This is a genomic window from Paenibacillus sp. LRG-1, from assembly GCF_057220305.1.
On the sequence record NZ_CM170126.1, the window covers coordinates 5082014 to 5099541 of the forward strand.

The window sequence follows — 17528 nt, forward strand, 5'->3', positions numbered from 1 at the left end:
CAATACCATGTATTGCGGCTCTTGAGCCTCATCTAACTCTATATATCAAAAAAGTCATGGTCTAAAACAATCTAATATATATTCAGCCTAATGGAGATTTATAAGTCTTTCTAAGATCGCAGACCTTTATGCTTTATTGATTTTGCAAACGATGTGCCGCATGCAAAGTCGGACCGACGAATTCATTCAGCTTGAAGCTACCTTCAATGGCCTGTGTAATGAATCTCTTGGCCTGATCCACTGCTTCACGTACAGTCAGCCCTTGAGCCAAACCAGCCGTTACCGCTGCCGAAGTGGTGCAGCCTGCACCGTGGGTAAAGTTTGTTTTTACAACATCGGCTTCAAACCAGTCAAAAGTGATTCCGTCATATAGCAGATCCATCGCTTTACCTGCGCGAATTTTGCCACGGTCCTTGATCAGTACATGCTTAGCTCCACGCTCATGGATAATCGCAGCCGCTTCCTGCATCTGCTCCAGTGTCGTGATCGGTCCATTCTTCGCCAGTTGCGAAGCCTCGAACAAGTTCGGTGTTACCAGGTCAGCGCCAGGAATCAACAATTCCAGCATCGCCTCTGTATTTTCCGGCTGGAGCACTTCATCCGTGCCTTTGCAGACCATGACCGGGTCAATTACGATCCGCTTCAGATCATGCTTTTTCAAATGGCTGGCTACCAGCTCGATAATTTCAACGGAACCAAGCATACCAGTTTTCATCGCATCAAAACCGATACCTTCCAATACAGTACGCAGCTGCGCTTCTACCACATCCAACGCAATAGGATATACAAGATGATCCCAGGTTTTAGGACCCATCGCTACTACGGTTGTCAATACGGTCATGCCATATACGCCAAGCTCCTGAAAGGTTTTCAGGTCTGCCTGAATACCCGCTCCACCGCTTGTGTCGGAGCCGGCTATCGTTAATGTTTTGGGAATCGTCATTTGTACATGCTCTCCTTCACTTTCTGTGCTGCATTTATCCTAATCCCGCTCGCGAAACTTGTCAACGCGCAAAACGGTCCTCTCTATGCTAAAAGTCACAGGCGACGACAGTAGCTAAAAAACGAGAACATCCCCTTTTGAAACAGGAACATCCTCGCAATAACGTGTTATATGAAGAATTCGAATGGAATTTAGAATTAGAAATACCCACCAGTACTGTGATCATAGGCATGATTCTTTTCATTTGCACGTACGCCCAAGCACAGACTCTGATACAACTGCTGCTGTTCCGGTGTAGCAAAATTCCGGTGCTGCTCAAATAAAGCCATACAACCAATGATATGTTCGGTATAGCTATTATCGACAGACAGTTGCAAGCAATGCAGTGTTTGTCCCACTCCCTCGGGGTAATCGCCTTTTCGGAAATAATATTCTGCAAACACCTTACAAAAGGATGCAAAGCGAAATGCATTAAAGTGCTTGCGATAATGAGTGTCCCATCGTTCCGGTGCAAGCTCCCAGAAACTCTTGAGTTGCTGACTAAACAGTCCCAGTTCGGCATCCACGAAATAACCGAACCGGTTCGCCGATTCGAGCAAGGTGTTCAAGCCTTCCAGTGTCTCATCCGGATGCTCACGTAGGTAAGTAATATATTCATAGATTGCAGAAGTGTTGCCCATTTTAATTTCAATACAAAGTCGGTTGCCCTGTGCATATACACGATGTAGGTTGACCACTTTCCAGCCTTCTTCGTCTAAACCCTCAAACCAGCTCAAATCTGCATAACCCTCAATCCATTGCTTGGATTCCTCATATCTGCCCTGAAACTCATAGCAACTGGCCTTGAGCAGATGCCCCTGAGCATAGTAATAAACGAGCGGCTTAAGTAGCTCCAGGTGCTCATCTCCAAAACGGTTCCGATTGCGATACAATGCCTGCGCCAGCTCTCTCAGCTCGTCCGCATACATTTCCATCTCGGACCATTGCATTTTTAAAGCAAACACTTGAGATAGCATATGTAAGCCTTCCAGTGCGTAAATTTCCGGTAGACGACTACGGTACAAATGGAATTGTACAGCAGCCTTCAAGTTCCGTTGGTTATCCTTAATCTGAATCTGGAATATACGGAAATAGCTGATCGCCAATCGTTCAGAGTGGGTATACTTTTCACTCTCGATGACACAATCATACAGAAGCATGGAAGCTTCATGTCTGCCATCCTCAAACATCGCTTCTGCGGTCTCAAAAATAGCAGGAACGTTCGATAAATCGTCCATCAAATAGCCAAGTACACTGCGTATACACTCCAGCTTGTTCAACTCTGAGCAACGCAGGAGAAACGGACGCAACCTTCTCCAGTGTGGTAAGGAATGAATAAAACATTCATCAACATACATCTCGAACAAAGATCCTTCTTCCAATCCCATGGCCTCGGTAATCAAATCCAGCTGATTGACTGAGATCGGCCGTGGTGGGTTCCGGTTAAGTATACCGCTAAGTGTACCCGGATTTACCTTGGAAGCATCTGCAAAACATTGCATTGAAATGCCTTCACTTTGAATATACTTTTCTATTTCTGCGCGGATCGTGGTGTTTTTTTCCAAAGGGACACCCCCTCAAACGAATGATGGTGACTTTTTCATTACCTTTTAAACCAAAATTTGTTTAATCAAAGTATATGTCTATTTATACGAGAGGTCAATAACTTTAAATACGACTCAGGACATATAAAATCACGAATTTTGTACGATTTTAAAACTGTTTTATGAAAAAAGACCGTCCTCTGTGGGACAGTCTTTTTCTATTATTTTGATGCTGTGGACTTATAGGACAAAAACAAGTTAGCAGTTTTACCGTGAACGTCCGAAATCGAGGGCAAACTTAGCGTATCCCTCTACCGTTAACCCTTCATAAAGCAACTCCGAATAGGCATTAGCGGCATCCGTTGCTTGCGGTGAGGTCAGGAAGGTCACATGCGGACGCCCTGACCATGGGGCGAGGGACCAATGGCCATCAGCTTTTGGCGTCAACGTCTTCATATGCCGCACGTATTCAGTCAGCACATGACGGTTCTCATCCGGTGAAGCAAGTATAATTCGCTCTCCACCCGGATTGACCAGCGGAGAGGAAAACGCGCGATAGTTATTCGTAACAACCAGATAATTTCGCTGCATATCCATCGGTTCGTCATCAAAAGACATCTGAATGATTCTGTGTGCATCTGGGTCCTTTAGGCCCCCGTCAGCATCATATCTGGCTGGCTGTGTTACATCAATCTGATACCTGATGCCGTCGATGATATCGAAATTAAAGCTTGGAAAATCAGAATTAATCAGCTCTTGCTCTTGTTCTGCTGAAGGATCAATTTGCTGGAATTGTCCAGCAGACCACTCCAACCATTCCCGAATTTCCGTTCCGGTCAGCCGAACGACATGCAACGTATTCGGAAAATTGTACAGATCGGCGATATGCTTGATCGCCAACGTCCCCGCCGGAATATGGGTATAGTACGATGGGCCATATCTGCCACCTGTTTTAAAAGGAGCTGCTGCCGACAGAACGGGCAATCCTTCGTGCTCGCTCCCTTGCATCTGCTGCTTCACATACCACATTTGCGCATCATTCACCAGCTGAACCGAAGCATCATCCATCACCTGAGCAAAAAAGCTGTTCACCGCCACCGTCGTCTGACCTACAGGTGCACGAATATACTCCAGTGTTCCGGCGTGCTCTTCTGCTACCGCCAGCTGAATGGCAGTATCCGGTTGTACCAGCGCTTCCTTGCGTATCGGATCATACACCGGGCGTACCTCGGCAGCAGATGTAGCCACTTGCCACTTCTCTCCACTAAAGGTCAGCTCCAGATCAATGAAACCCAGATGATCCCCCCAAAAGCCCGGCTCCACTGCTGGGATATCGTGGATGGTACCTCGCTCTACATCAACACCTGTTTTCCCCATAAACGAAGGTCCGGGAAATACTTTATGTGCATGACCAAACACAATGGCATCGATCCCTTCCACCCTGCTCAGATGCAGCACCCCATTTTCCATATCAAGCGTTTCGGGAATATCCTCAAAGCCTGCATGGGGCATAGCAATGATGAGATCGGCTCCCGCCGCCTTCATTTGTGGAATAAACCGTCTTGCCGTTTCCAGCATATCTTTGACGATGATTTTCCCCTCCAGCCACGCCTTGTCCCATTGCATAATTTGCGGAGGGACAAAGCCGATGACTCCCACCTTCAACAGATGCTTACCACCTGCTTCATCCTCTACCGTCTTATCCAGCAATAGATAAGGTGTAAAGTAATTTCGTTCTTGTTCTCCCGCTATATAAATGTTGGCATTCACATAAGGAAATTGCGCTCCTCGAAGGCAAGTCTGCAAGTATTCCAGTCCATAGTTAAATTCATGATTCCCGATATTGCCTGCCTCATACCCAAGCAGATTCATAGCTTTATAGGCGGGATGCACCGCGCTTGGGTCCTGTTGGATTCGCTGTACAGCATAATCTCCCATCGGATTCCCCTGAATCACATCTCCGTTATCCAGCAGCAGGTGATTGGGTACCTCCGCCCGGGCTATTTGAATCAAGCTGGCTGTTTGCGCCAGACCGTAATGCAGCGTCTCCTGATCCGTATAATAATCGTAATTCCACAAGCTGACATGCAAATCGGTTGTAACCATAATGCGGAATTTCACTCTCACAAGGCTTACATTGTCCTGGTCTGCCTTTTCGTTAATATCCAAAATATCCAATCTTGTTCTCTCCCTCAGCTTCGGTCATAGAGCTTGAACAAGTCTAACAGAGCACTGTTAAGAGAATGTTAAAACAAGCATTTTGCATAAATCCAGAAAATGGTTTTAAGCATACGATAAATTTTACATCATTTTTACCAAAGTCAGGAGTGGTTTTTACCCTAGCTACGGGACTAGCTGTTAAGATTTGGTTTGTCACAGCATTTACAGGTTTTTTATTATCGTTATCACTATGTTTAGGGGGAAATTATTTTGTTCAAAAAAGCACTGACCTTGTGCATGACTTTCACACTGGCAGCGGGTCTAGCCGCTTGTGGCTCCAATGCAAGCAATAACAACAGCGCGTCCACTCCGGGTACAGATGGCTCTAAAAACGAAAGCACAGCCTATGTTCCTAAGGAGTTAAAGGTACAGTTCGTTCCTTCTCAAAATGCAGATACGCTCGAAGCCAAAGCCAAACCGCTCGAAAATCTACTGGGTGACAAGCTTGGGATCCCGGTGAAAGTAACTGTATCTCCTGACTACAATACGATTGTGGAAGCCATGTCTTCCAAACAGGTAGATGTAGGATTCCTTCCGCCGAATGCTTATGTACTGGCCCACGATAACCGTAAAGCAGCCGACTTGCTGTTGCAAGCTCAACGCTACGGAATTGAAGATGCTACAGGCAAGGACACGACTGAAAAAGTAAACTTTTATAAAGCAATGATCGTGGTGAAAAAGGATTCTCCGATTCAAAGTCTAGCTGATCTGAAAGGCAAGAAGGTTGGCTGGCAAAATGTAACCTCCTCCGCAGGCTACGTGTACCCTGCAGCAGAGCTAAAAAAAGCTGGCGTGGACCCCGACACGGATGTGCAGGGTGTGACAATCAAAGGCCACGATGCTGCTATTCTGGCGTTGCTGAACGGTCAAGTTGATGCGGTAGCTGTTTTCCAGGATGCACGTAACACGGTGAAGAAGGAAATTCCGGATGTATTTGAAAAAACTCGCGTCATTCATTACACAGCTAAAATTCCAAATGACACCGTCAGCGTACGTTCTGATATGGATCAAGCGTGGAGAGACAAGATCAGCCAAGCCTTTATTGACATCGCCAAAGATCCTGCAGGCGGCGAAATCATTAAAGAGATTTACACCCATGTAGGTTATGAAAAGGGCGACGATAAAAACTTCGACTCCGTGCGTGAATACGCCGAAGCCGTTGGTCAAGCGGTTAAGTAATCGGAGCAAACAAGATACTGTAATGAAGTAACAGCTACGAAACAGGCTTTACGAATGACAGGGCAACACCGTCCATGTATTCATGGCGGTGTTGTTTTCATTCCACCCCATCGGGGGAGAAAGTTGGGAGCATATGATCGAATTCCGTAACGTATCGAAAACATACCCGAACGGCACCAAAGGGTTGAACAATATTAATTTGACGATTCAGGAGGGAGAAATGGTCGTCATTGTCGGCTTATCCGGTGCAGGTAAGTCTACCCTGCTGCGTTCCATTAACCGACTGCATGACATTACGTCCGGCGACATTGTCGTGGGTGGCAGGTCCGTCACGTCTGCTGGAAGCAGCGAGCTGCGGCGCATTCGCCGTGATATCGGCATGATCTTTCAAAGTTTCAATCTGGTTAAGCGTTCGACGGTGCTCCGCAATGTACTTTCCGGCCGCGTCGGCTATCATTCAACGCTGCGAACCATTCTCGGCCTCTTTCCGAAGGAAGATATCGAACTGGCACTAACAGCGCTGGAGCGCGTGAACATCCGCGAAAAGGCCTACAGCCGGGCAGATGAGCTGTCCGGTGGCCAACAGCAGCGCGTATCCATCGCCCGTGCTCTGGCGCAGGAGGCTAAAATCATTCTGGCGGACGAGCCTGTCGCATCGCTGGATCCGCTGACCACCCGCCAGGTCATGGATGACCTTCAGCGGATCAACCGTGAAATGCAGATTACGACCATCGTCAATCTGCATTTCATTGATCTCGCGCGCGAATATGCAACGCGGATCATCGGATTGCGCGCCGGGGAAGTGGTCTTTGACGGCACACCGGAGGAGGCTACGGATGAGGCCTTTGCGGAGATCTACGGCCGGGCCATCAAGCATGATGAGTTGCTGGGAGTGGGATCATGAAGCCCGACTCTACTGCCCAGCCGCTCTCTTCGACACAACCGTCACCGCATGCTGGACCGCCGCAGCCTGGCAAGACGCCCGCAGGGCCACCTTTGCCAGGACGTTACAAACGTTATGCCACCTGGATGATTTTTATCGTGGTGCTGGTAGCCTGCTCCATTCATACGGATGCCACACCGTACCAGTTGATCGTCGGCTTGCCGGAGATGGGCAAATTGTTGGGGGAAATGTTTCCACCCGACTGGAGCTACTTGCCTACCATCTGGAAACCGATGCTGGAAACGATCCAGATCGCCATTGTTGGCACGACACTGGGAGCCATATTGGCGATCCCTGTCGCGTTACTGTGTGCCTATAATGTGATGCCGCGCAAACTGATTTCGCTCCCGATGCGCACGATCCTGAATCTAGTACGGACGATTCCCGATTTGCTGTTTGCCTCGATCTTTGTGGCGGTGTTCGGCATCGGGCCGTTTGCGGGGATGCTCGCCCTGCTCTTCTTCTCCTTTGGCATCATAGCCAAGCTGACCTTTGAGGCGATTGAAGCCATTGATCCCGGGCCGCTGGAAGCCATGACCGCTGTTGGCGCGAGCCGCATTCAAGTCATCGCCTTTGGTGTGGTTCCGCAGGCTCTTCCTTATTTTGTGTCGTACTTGCTGTATACCTTTGAGGTTAATGTACGCGCGGCTTCCGTTCTGGGCCTGGTCGGGGCTGGCGGTATCGGTCTGTTGCTTGACCGTTCTCTGGGGCTGTTCCGATATGATCGGGCAAGCATCATTATTCTACTGACCCTCGTCATCGTCCTTGCGATTGATTACGGCAGTAACCTGCTACGGAGGAAATTATTATGAATGATCCTACGCTTCGCAGACCTATTGGCTCCCGCCTGCGCCTATGGGCGATAGCTATTCTGCTAATCATCATTTATATTTGGGCTTTTCGCGGGATGCAGTTTGAAGGATTACAGGGGACGGCTAAAAGCGTCTCTATCGCTATATTGGACGGCTTCCTTCATCCCGACTGGTCGTTCGTCTACATCCCTGAGGGAGAGGATTTGCTGCGCGGGTTGCTGGATACGCTGGTCATTTCAGTGCTCGGAACCTTCGTATCCGCATTTGTCTGCCTTCCGTTCGCCTTTTGGGCGTCCAGCAATATGACCCGTCTGCGTCCCTTATCGGGTAGCGGGAAATTTGTGCTTAGTGTCATCCGGGTATTTCCCGAAATGATCGTCGCCATCTTGTTTATCAAAGCCGTTGGACCCGGCTCGTTTGCGGGTGTGCTTGCCCTCGGCATTCACTCCATCGGCATGCTGGCGAAGCTTTTCTCGGAAACAATCGAAAGTGTCGATCACGGGCCCCAGGAAGCTTTGATCGCGTGCGGTGCCAATCGTTGGCAGGTGATCTTCTTCGCCGTGCTACCACAGGTGATTCCACAGTTTCTTTCGTATTCGCTTTACCGTTTTGAAATTAATATCCGTTCTGCTACCACGCTCGGTCTGGTCGGTGCAGGTGGTATCGGTACTCCGCTACTATTTGCACTCCAAATGCGCAACTGGAACCGTGTAGGCGTTATTTTGCTCGGCATTGTGGTTCTGATCATTTTGACGGATCTGATTTCCGGCTGGCTGCGCAAACGGATCGTATAATTAGAACTCTAAACGCCCAAAAAGCCTCTCCTGTGTAAAAAGGGACATATTATGCTCCCATTCACTCGGAAGAGGCTTTTGCCGTTCAACATCTCCCTGCCAATTCATCTATGACCCGTCGGACTTCCTCAGCCGTATTGTAAAAATGAGGAGCCACACGGATAACATCCTTTCGTGCTGAAACGATCATATTTTGGCTTCTCAAATTCCTCTCCACAGCCGACACGTCGGCTACTTCAACAGCGAGCAAGCTTGGTAATGTGCCTCCCCTGTAAGGTACACGTATGTGTAGCCCTTTGCGCCGTCCATATTCAACGGAAAAATCCAACAACTCACTCATATAGGCCTGAATATTCGTGACTCCGATCTCTAGCAGCAGCTTTAAAGCCGCATTGGCGGCAAAAATGCTAATAAAAGAAGGCAATCCCGTCTCAAAGCGTCGGGCTCCCGCCGCCGGAACCGGGTGAGCAATATCAAACCGGGAAGCGAGCTCCTGCCCAAGCCAGCCTGTAAGACGGGGCTTGAAGCGGTCTATTCGATCCTTGCTTACATAAAGAAAAGCCACGCCCGGAATTCCCAGCATATATTTGCGTGCTCCCGCGACCAAAATATCTACGCCCATTGCCTTAACATCCACTGGAACGATCCCTGCAGACTGATAAGCATCCACAAACAGCAACGCCTGATTTCGGTGTGCTATATCTGCAATGGATTTTAAATCCTGCTGAAATCCGTTGGTATAGTTCACTTGTGACACCATAACGAGCGCAGTTTTCTCCGTAACATGCTCCTCATACTGCTCTATCGTCACTTCTCCCTCGATGGAGGGGATACAGCAGATGTGATCATGGAACATCTTCTGTGCCTGCCAGATGTGTCCCACCGTCGGAAAGTCGGTGTCCGCATACACAATGCCTTCTTTTCCCGGTACATAAGGAAGGGCTGTAGCCACCCCAGCAATCGCCTCAGAGGCTGAGGACAGGACCGCAATTTCGTCAGACTCCGCCCCGATGAGCTTGGCAAAATGCCCTCTGGCCTCCTCCAAACGTGCCATAGACAGATCGCCGTTATGACCGTGTTGCAGCAAACTTCGATGATATTCCTCAATGGCAGCGGAAACCGGCCTCGATACGGCCCCCTGGGAACAGCTTCCTACATGGATATGTGAGGATAGCACTGGAAACAGCTGACGGTAGGACTGAAACGGATGTTTCATTTTTCCCTTCGCTCCTCCTGGGCACACCAACGTGCCTTGATATGATCATTTTATTATCCATATAAGCCACCTTAGAACAAGGGCCTCTCTTCCCATCTTCTCGCCGTTAACAGACGATAGACGCAAAGAGAGGCCCTGAGGGATCATATACAAAATCATAAATTAATGCACGCGTTTGCGTCCAAACCAACTTTTAAGCACCAAAGTAGCCAGAGCTAGTAACAATAACAACGAGGCCACCGCAAAAGATGCCGAGAACTGATATTCGTTATACAAAATTTCTACATGCAGCGGCAGTGTATTCGTCTCTCCACGGATATGTCCAGAAACGACGGACACTGCACCGAACTCACCCATGGCTCGCGCATTACACAAAATGATGCCATACAACAAACCCCACTTGATGTTCGGCAGCGTCACTTTCCAGAAAATGCGCCAACCGCGCGCGCCCAGCATGACAGCCGCTTCTTCCTCCTGCTGTCCCTGATCTTCCATCATTGGAATGAGTTCTCGCGCCACAAATGGAAAGGTGATGAACAGCGTCGCTAAAATAATACCAGGCAAAGCAAATATAATTTTAATATCATGCTCGTCCAACCACGGTCCAAGCCAGCCCTGTGCGCCGAACACTAATACATACATCAGCCCTCCGACGACAGGAGAGATGGCAAAGGGTAAATCAATTAAGGTGACCAGCAAGCCTTTGCCGCGAAATTGAAATTTCGTGATCAGCCAAGCGGCAGCTACACCAAATACCGTATTCAGCGGTACCGTTATCGCTGCCACCAGCAGCGTCAACCGCAATGCGGACATGGCATCCGGGTCCCGTAACGCTTCGACGTATACGCCCCATCCTTGCTTGAGTGCTTCGGTAAGCACGACGATTAGCGGCAATACCAGCACCCAGAGCAAAGCTAAAAAAGCAGCACCAATCAGCGTCCACTTCACCCAAGCGGCCTCGGTCGTGACCCTGTTGGGCGGTGCAGATGAAGGCACTGGTGCAGAAGCAAGCTCCTGCCCAGTTATCGCTTGTGACATAATCTATCCCTCCTTAGAACGTGGGTATCATGCGCAGCCCTGCATGTTAACATTAGATAGTCACATTAGACAGTTGCGTTTAGGCAGTACGCCGTCGTGACCAGCGCTGAATGCTGTTAATCACGAGTAACAGCACGAATGAAATTACCAACAGCATCAACGCTACTGCCGTAGCTCCTGCATAATCATTTTGCTCCAGCTTGGACATTATGAGCAGTGGAGCAATTTCCGTCTTCATCGGCATATTGCCAGAGATGAAGACGACAGAACCATACTCGCCAATGCCACGGGCAAAGGCGAGCGCAAAACCCGTCAGCAGCGGTGGCACCAGCTCCGGCACAATAACGCTGCAGAAGATACGCCATCTGCCAGCTCCCAGCGTAGCAGCGACCTCCTCCTCATCCTTGTCCAGCTCCTCCAGCACCGGCTGCACTGTCCGTACAACGAACGGAATGCCAATAAACATCAATGCTAGCGTAATCCCCGTCTGTGAGTACGCCATCCTCCATCCAAGCGGTTCAAACAATGAACCGATCCAGCCGTTCTGCGCATACAGAGCAGTCAAAGCAACCCCTGCTACCGCAGTAGGCAAAGCAAAGGGCAGATCAATCACCGCATCAAAAAGTCGTTTTCCCGGAAACTCATAACGCACCAGCACCCAAGCTATCAATAAACCGAGAAACAGGTCGATCAGCGCCGCAGCCGCAGCACACAAAAAGCTTACCTTGTAGGAAGCCAGCACCCTGACATCAGTCGCCACGTCCCAAAATTTCTCCCACGTCAGTCCAGTTGAATTCAGAAGCAGTGCCGATAAAGGCACCAGCACCACCAGACTGAGATACAGCACACTATAACCCATTGTTAACCCGAACCCGGGAAGTACGCGTTTTCGAGTGGCTTGCACTTGACTCATGTTCTGTCCATCCCTCTCTGAATCCATTCACTATGACACTTGCGGCTACCGACCCAATCCCTACACAGTCCACCTATTTTATGAACTGCCGGGTACATAAATCTGGTCAAAAATGCCCTTGTCGCTGAAATGCTTCTGCTGCGTCTCCTTCCATGTCCCGAATACATCCTTCAAGGTCACGAGCTCCAATTTAGGAAATTGATCCTTGAACTTTGCCGTCACGCTCTCCAGTGTTGGGCGATAATAATTTTCGGCAGCAATGGTCTGCCCTTCTTCACTGTACAAATATTTCAGGTATGCGTCCGCCACCTCGCGTGTACCTTTTTTATCTACCACCTTATCAACTACCGCTACCGGTGGTTCCGCCAAAATACTGATCGACGGATACACGATATCGAATTTGTCCGCACCCAGCTCCTTCACCGAGAGCAGTGCTTCATTTTCCCAAGCGATCAGTACATCGCCAATTCCACGCTCTACGAAAGTCGTTGTCGCTCCACGTGCTCCGCTATCCAGTACCGGCACATGCTTATACAGCTCCTGTACAAACTGCTGGGCCTTGGCTTCATCGTTATTGTTCTTCTTGAGCGCATAGGCCCAGGCTGCAAGATAGTTCCAACGTGCTCCACCCGAAGTTTTAGGATTCGGTGTAATAACTTGCACATCGCCACGGATTAAATCGTCCCAGTCCTTAATCCCTTTCGGGTTCCCTTTGCGTACCAGTAACACGATGGTTGAAGTGTACGGGGCGCTGTTATGCTCATATTTACTTTGCCACCCCTCTTTAACGAGTCCTTTTTCCTGTAGCGCATCAATATCATAGCCCAGGGCCAGAGTTACCACGTCCGCGTCCAGTCCGTCCTGCACAGAACGACTTTGCTTGCCAGATCCTCCGTGAGATTGCTTGATCGTAACCTTCTGCCCTTTCTCCTTCTCCCAATGGGCGGCAAATGCTTTATTATATGCCTCATACAGCTCACGGGTCGGATCATAAGAAACATTGAGTAACTCCACGTCCTTGGAACCGGCAGCAGAGCTACCATCCGCCTGCGTCCCTCCCTTGCTTGCCCCGCAAGCGCTTAGCATAATCGTTAAAACCAAAGATAGTCCGAGAATAAGTCCACTTTTCCATTGCCTCTTCATCAAGACACCCCGAATTCTATGTAATTTGTATTCATTTACGCCTGTTATTGACAGACATAATCAAAAAAAGAGCGGAGAATTCCCTGATGCAGCCCTGATAGGTCAAACCTGTCACGTGGACAGTGTCTGCCTGCTGTTCCTAGAGGTTCTCCGCCAAAATGGCGAGATCATACATTAATTCTTTAATTCCTACCTGTTTAATGAGTTATATGGATATAATACGAGAGTTTAGGAGTGATGTCAAACCTTTTTTTGGTATGTATCATCTGGACTTTTCTTTCTTTAGGGGGGGGGCAGTCAGAAACATTATATATGTTTCCGACCGTTTAGAGGTCATTTACACACGAAGTACGACTTAGTTGGCAACCGTTTCAAGATTAATCGAAAAGACTCCAAAAAGCTTCGGATTGTCCGTAGCTCTTCTCAACCACAGTTCACCCGATCCCACCATGACTCCCTGATAATTAACAAACAAATCATCTGTCTTTTGATTCACCAGCGCCTCGCGAATTGCGTCCGTAAAAATCTGATCATACTTGGCCATAAAATCTTTCTTATTCGGAATCGTTAGCGACTTTTCACTATCATTAACACGCAGAGGGTACAAAATATAATTGGCCACTTTTTCCTTGTCATTGTCGGCAACTGCCTTCTGCAGCGCTTTGAACGTGTTCAAAAACGCTTTAGGATCTTGAATACCTGCTACCTCAAATGGATTTTGCGATGGATTGGAGGTTGCCGGAGAAGAAGATGTATCCGATGAAGCAGATGGAGCTGAAGGAGTTGATTTTTGTGCATCAGTACCGCTGTTTTCTGCACTCTCGCTCTCTTTCGCTGTTTTGTCACTTTGGGCTGAACCGCTACGACTACCACCGGCTCCGTTCTCGATCACGCTTGTACTGCTTCCAGTATCAATGGTTTCAGCATTCTTATCCTGACCACAGCCAGTAAGTGCTACAAAGGTAAGTGTAAGTAAAATGGCTGTGAGTGACAGCCTCCGTGACATCTTTTGATTACCGAATTCATGGTTTTTGGGCACAACGGGTCATCCTTTCTGCTTTCTGCTCTGACCTATTCTGTTCATTAAGTCTTCAACCGTTCTATTGTAACATAAGTAGACTAATGACCGCATGTCGTGCCCTTTCTGGAAGGAGCTTACAGTGTAATATATGCGAAGGTTTTAACGTTTCCTTGCGATCCATCGTCCGTACTTACTTTTAAAATCATCTCTTTTAAGGAGTCATTTGCAGCTTCATCCTGTCCCTCTGGCTTTACAAACACCAGATCGTGGCGTTCTCCCGGCTGCAACGTTCGGCTGGAAAACCCGCTCGTTGACTCTTGCAAGTCTAATCCATTCGCACTATTGAGCTTTTATTGTACGGGTTGCTTACCTGTATTCTTGATACTGATGTACAGCTTGCGTTCCTCTCCACCATTTGATTTCCTCCTCTTCTTATCTTTCCTTCAGTCGTCACCGTGATTGCACAGATGGAACGGCTTATCTTCTATAAGGAAGCGATTCAGCCAGGTCATTTTATATATAAAATCGGGTGCCGATTCGATGAATCCATTCACAATGTTCAAGGAGCGTAGATTTTTCAGGTTTTGTAATTCAGGAGGCAACGTACGGATTCCGCTATACTGGATATCCAGATACTCCAGTTGTTGCAGCTCTCCGATTTCAGGAGGCAAATGCCGAAATACCAGCTCCGCCTTGGGAATCACTTTGAAATCTGGGGCCGGACGATCATAGCATCCACAGCTGATCCTCAGGTTTTTGAGATGGGTCAGCTTGGCAATGTCAGCGGGTAGCTCTTCCAAATCCGCTACTTGTATCGTCAGTGACTCCAACGATTCCAATTCGAACAAAGCGTGCGGTAGTGTTCGTATATCCTGCTCGAAAATAGTCAGATGCTTCAGGGAATACAATTCTCTAATCCGTTCCGGTATCTCCCTCAAGCCAAACCCCATAAGCTCTACTCGATCCGGTTGATGCCGAATAGCATCGTCCAGAAAAATATCTATATTCTGATGATATTCAGGTTTGTGAATAAACACACCGGGGATAAGCTTCTCCAATTCATCCGCTTCTTCTGTAGCCATGTTTAGTCCACCTATTCGTTCGTGAGCTATGTTAATGATCCAATCCCTTCCCTCCGCATTCTGGAAGCACAAATCCTCAGGTAATTGGGGATGTACCCAGGAAAACAAACTAGACGCCGCCTGCTTTAATAATCCCCCTGCCTCGGACGCACACTGGTATCGGTAAAATGTTCCTTGTGTGTAGGCAATGGAATGGATGCCCCTAATTTCCTCATAAGAGTGTGTGGACAGCATAAAAGGATTCAATTGCTGTAACAATTCCTTGAACAGGACATCCTGGTCGATCACTCCATTCTCATCCTCTGTCGCCCATTTATGTATGCCCAGCATAAACGTGTCTGCCCGTTCCATAGCATAATCAATCAGTCTTTCATAGGCTGCTCCCCGGACATCGCTGTATAATCTGAACATGTCTCTCCCCCTCTGTGCAACCCTCGGCCTTACAATAAAAAAAGCCGAACTCATATCTATTATGAGTCCGGCTGTCATATTTTTCAAACTTGATCAAAGACACTCAACACGACTTTATAAATATGGCTTATCGCTTACTCTGTCACTGTTCCGTAGATTAGCACTGGCGCTTCCGCGTGATCCGCAATACGGATGTTGGCGTAGATTTTCTCCAGCACTTGGGCTACATCTTCACGGTTCGCATGGATAGTAACCAGTGAATCGCCTTTTTGAACAGCATCCCCGACCTTTTTGTTCAGCATCAAGCCGACAGCCAGATCAATCTCGGATTCTTTGGTCGCACGTCCTGCTCCAAGCAACATCGCTGCGGTACCGATTTCGTCAGCCACGATTTCAGCTACCACACCGTCCTGCTTCGCAGGCACCTCAATAAGATATTGCGCTTGCGGCAAGCGTTCAGGATGATCCACTACAGAAGCGTCACCGCCCTGATTTGCAATAAACTCTTTGAATTTCTCCAGTGCTTTGCCATTGCGAATGACTTCTTTGAGCTTCTCTTCGGCGTTTTCGAGGGATTCTGCTTTCCCTGCCAAAAACACCATCTGACTGCCCAAAGCCATACACAGCTCTTCCAGATCTTTTGGTCCTTCGCCACGCAGCGTATCAATCGCTTCTTTCACTTCCAGCGAGTTACCGATGGCCAGACCCAGCGGTTGACTCATATCGGAAATGACTGCCATCGTTTTTCGACCCACATTGTTACCGATGCTCACCATGGCATGTGCCAGTGCTTTGGCATCATCTACGGTTTTCATAAATGCCCCTGCACCTGTTTTTACATCAAGCACGATGGCATCGGAGCCAGCAGCGATTTTCTTACTCATAATCGAGCTGGCAATCAGCGGAATCGAGTTGACCGTCGCTGTAACGTCACGCAAGGCATACAGCTTTTTGTCCGCAGGTGTCAGGTTGCCGCTTTGCCCGATGACCGCAATTTTGCTGCGATTCACCAAATCCACAAATTCGTCCTTGCTGATTTCGACGTGGAAGCCTGCAATAGCTTCCAGCTTGTCGATCGTTCCTCCGGTATGTCCGAGGCCGCGGCCTGACATTTTGGCTACCGGAATGTCCAAGGCCGCTACGAGCGGAGCCAGTACCAGCGTTGTCGTATCACCCACACCGCCAGTGGAATGCTTATCGACCTTTACACCTTCAATCGCGGACAGATCAATGGTATCACCCGAATGAACCATCGCCATTGTCAGATCAGCGCGTTCGCGTTCAGTCATATCTTTGAAGAAAATGGACATCGCCAATGCACTGACTTGATAATCAGGAATTTCACCCTGAGTGTAGCCTTGGATAATAAAATTAATTTCCTCTGTACTCAGTTCTTTTCCGTCACGTTTTTTCTCAATCAAGTCTACCATTCTCATATGTCATTTCTCCTCACTGTGCGTATGATCGTTTACAGAGATACTGCTGTATCCAGTGCAACTTCCATCATTTCTTTAAAAGTTGTTTGCCGTTCTTCTGCGGTCGTTTCTTCCCCCGTCAGCAAATGATCGCTTACCGTCAGAATCGTCAGTGCGTTTACACCAAACTTGGCTGCCAACGTGTATAAAGCCGAAGTTTCCATTTCTACACCCAGCACGCCGTATTCCATCAGCTTTTGTACCACTGATTTGTCATCACGGTAGAAGCTGTCTGAGCTGAATACATTGCCGACATGCATGTTCAGGCCTTTGGCAACACCGCGATCATAAGCGCCCTTCAATAGATTGAAGCTGGCAATCGGCGAGTAATCGTAGCCGCCAAAGATATGGCGGTTCATGCCGGAATCCGTACAGGATGCCTGTGCCAAAATGACGTCACGAACGTGCACATGCTCCTTCATTCCGCCGCATGTACCCACGCGGAACAGGTTTTTCACACCATATTCGCTAATCAGTTCGTTGACATAAATACTGATGGAAGGCAGCCCCATCCCAGTTCCCTGTACAGATAGGCGTTTGCCTTGGTACGTCCCCGTGAATCCGAGCATTCCGCGTACCTCGTTGTAGCAGGTCACGTCCTCCAGATACGTTTCAGCAATAAACTTAGCCCGTAACGGGTCTCCTGGCAGCAAAATCGTTTCTGCAATTTCTCCGGGTTTGGCTCCAATGTGTACACTCATGTTTTTTTATTCCTCCGTCCCATTTGTCCATGCTTGTATTGTTATTTATATCGT

Annotated in this window: 16 protein-coding genes; 4 read left to right on the forward strand and 12 right to left on the reverse strand. The window is 48.4% G+C overall.

The window, feature by feature from the left end:
* Nucleotides 1-133: 133 nt before the first annotated feature.
* The 3 genes from thiD to ACUUJN_RS22640 all read right to left on the reverse strand — a co-directional run bounded on the left by thiD (nucleotide 134) and on the right by ACUUJN_RS22640 (nucleotide 4704).
* On the reverse strand, nucleotides 134-943 hold the full coding sequence (gene thiD / locus ACUUJN_RS22630; RefSeq protein ID WP_484668950.1) for a bifunctional hydroxymethylpyrimidine kinase/phosphomethylpyrimidine kinase: 810 nt from the start codon (nucleotides 941-943) through the stop codon (nucleotides 134-136).
* A gap of 197 nt (nucleotides 944-1140) precedes the next feature.
* Nucleotides 1141-2547: a hypothetical protein gene (locus ACUUJN_RS22635; protein ID WP_053326126.1), complete on the reverse strand. Its 1407-nt coding sequence runs from the start codon at nucleotides 2545-2547 to the stop codon at nucleotides 1141-1143.
* A gap of 246 nt (nucleotides 2548-2793) precedes the next feature.
* A complete protein-coding gene (locus ACUUJN_RS22640; RefSeq protein WP_341056729.1) occupies nucleotides 2794-4704 on the reverse strand; it encodes a bifunctional 2',3'-cyclic-nucleotide 2'-phosphodiesterase/3'-nucleotidase in 1911 nt (636 codons plus the stop codon).
* Between the two features lie 252 nt (nucleotides 4705-4956).
* On the opposite strand from ACUUJN_RS22640, the gene ACUUJN_RS22645 reads away from it, so the two are divergent.
* The 4 genes from ACUUJN_RS22645 (at nucleotide 4957) to phnE (ACUUJN_RS22660) (ending at nucleotide 8474) form a co-directional block, all read left to right on the forward strand.
* Nucleotides 4957-5925 (forward strand): phosphate/phosphite/phosphonate ABC transporter substrate-binding protein, encoded by a 969-nt coding sequence (locus ACUUJN_RS22645; RefSeq protein ID WP_025722520.1) that lies wholly within the window; start codon nucleotides 4957-4959, stop codon nucleotides 5923-5925.
* 133 nt (nucleotides 5926-6058) lie between these two features.
* Nucleotides 6059-6829, forward strand: a complete 771-nt coding sequence (gene phnC / locus ACUUJN_RS22650) for a phosphonate ABC transporter ATP-binding protein (protein WP_023990372.1) — start codon at nucleotides 6059-6061, stop codon at nucleotides 6827-6829.
* On the forward strand, nucleotides 6826-7680 hold the full coding sequence (gene phnE / locus ACUUJN_RS22655; RefSeq protein WP_034095097.1) for a phosphonate ABC transporter, permease protein PhnE: 855 nt from the start codon (nucleotides 6826-6828) through the stop codon (nucleotides 7678-7680). Before phnC ends, phnE (ACUUJN_RS22655) begins: the two co-directional genes overlap by 4 nt.
* Nucleotides 7677-8474 carry a phosphonate ABC transporter, permease protein PhnE gene (gene phnE / locus ACUUJN_RS22660; protein ID WP_446675594.1) on the forward strand — a complete coding sequence of 266 codons (798 nt, stop codon included), beginning with the start codon at nucleotides 7677-7679 and terminating at the stop codon, nucleotides 8472-8474. The genes phnE (ACUUJN_RS22655) and phnE (ACUUJN_RS22660) overlap by 4 nt, the downstream gene beginning before the upstream one ends.
* An 85-nt stretch (nucleotides 8475-8559) precedes the next feature.
* On the opposite strand, the gene ACUUJN_RS22665 is transcribed toward phnE (ACUUJN_RS22660), so the two are convergent.
* The 9 genes from ACUUJN_RS22665 to deoD form a co-directional block, all read right to left on the reverse strand.
* Nucleotides 8560-9690 (reverse strand): aminotransferase class V-fold PLP-dependent enzyme, encoded by a 1131-nt coding sequence (locus tag ACUUJN_RS22665; RefSeq protein WP_484668951.1) that lies wholly within the window; start codon nucleotides 9688-9690, stop codon nucleotides 8560-8562.
* Nucleotides 9691-9852: 162 nt separating this feature from the next.
* Nucleotides 9853-10728, reverse strand: a complete 876-nt coding sequence (cysW, locus tag ACUUJN_RS22670) for a sulfate ABC transporter permease subunit CysW (protein ID WP_013312030.1) — start codon at nucleotides 10726-10728, stop codon at nucleotides 9853-9855.
* Between the two features lie 79 nt (nucleotides 10729-10807).
* Nucleotides 10808-11641: a sulfate ABC transporter permease subunit CysT gene (gene cysT, locus ACUUJN_RS22675; protein WP_484668952.1), complete on the reverse strand. Its 834-nt coding sequence runs from the start codon at nucleotides 11639-11641 to the stop codon at nucleotides 10808-10810.
* Nucleotides 11642-11719: 78 nt separating this feature from the next.
* Nucleotides 11720-12784 carry a sulfate ABC transporter substrate-binding protein gene (locus tag ACUUJN_RS22680; RefSeq protein ID WP_023990376.1) on the reverse strand — a complete coding sequence of 355 codons (1065 nt, stop codon included), beginning with the start codon at nucleotides 12782-12784 and terminating at the stop codon, nucleotides 11720-11722.
* A 355-nt stretch (nucleotides 12785-13139) separates the two neighbouring features.
* On the reverse strand, nucleotides 13140-13823 hold the full coding sequence (locus ACUUJN_RS22685; RefSeq protein WP_484668953.1) for a hypothetical protein: 684 nt from the start codon (nucleotides 13821-13823) through the stop codon (nucleotides 13140-13142).
* Between the two features lie 116 nt (nucleotides 13824-13939).
* Nucleotides 13940-14128, reverse strand: a complete 189-nt coding sequence (locus ACUUJN_RS22690; protein WP_484668954.1) for a hypothetical protein — start codon at nucleotides 14126-14128, stop codon at nucleotides 13940-13942.
* A gap of 120 nt (nucleotides 14129-14248) precedes the next feature.
* Nucleotides 14249-15298, reverse strand: coding sequence for a leucine-rich repeat domain-containing protein (locus tag ACUUJN_RS22695; RefSeq protein WP_484668955.1), 1050 nt, complete (start codon nucleotides 15296-15298; stop codon nucleotides 14249-14251).
* Nucleotides 15299-15432: 134 nt separating this feature from the next.
* On the reverse strand, nucleotides 15433-16734 hold the full coding sequence (locus ACUUJN_RS22700) for a pyrimidine-nucleoside phosphorylase (RefSeq protein ID WP_025722513.1): 1302 nt from the start codon (nucleotides 16732-16734) through the stop codon (nucleotides 15433-15435).
* Between the two features lie 32 nt (nucleotides 16735-16766).
* The gene (gene deoD, locus ACUUJN_RS22705) at nucleotides 16767-17474 is read right to left on the reverse strand and encodes a purine-nucleoside phosphorylase (RefSeq protein WP_023990381.1); all 708 of its coding nucleotides are present in this window, start codon (nucleotides 17472-17474) and stop codon (nucleotides 16767-16769) included.
* Between the last annotated feature and the right edge of the window lie 54 nt (nucleotides 17475-17528).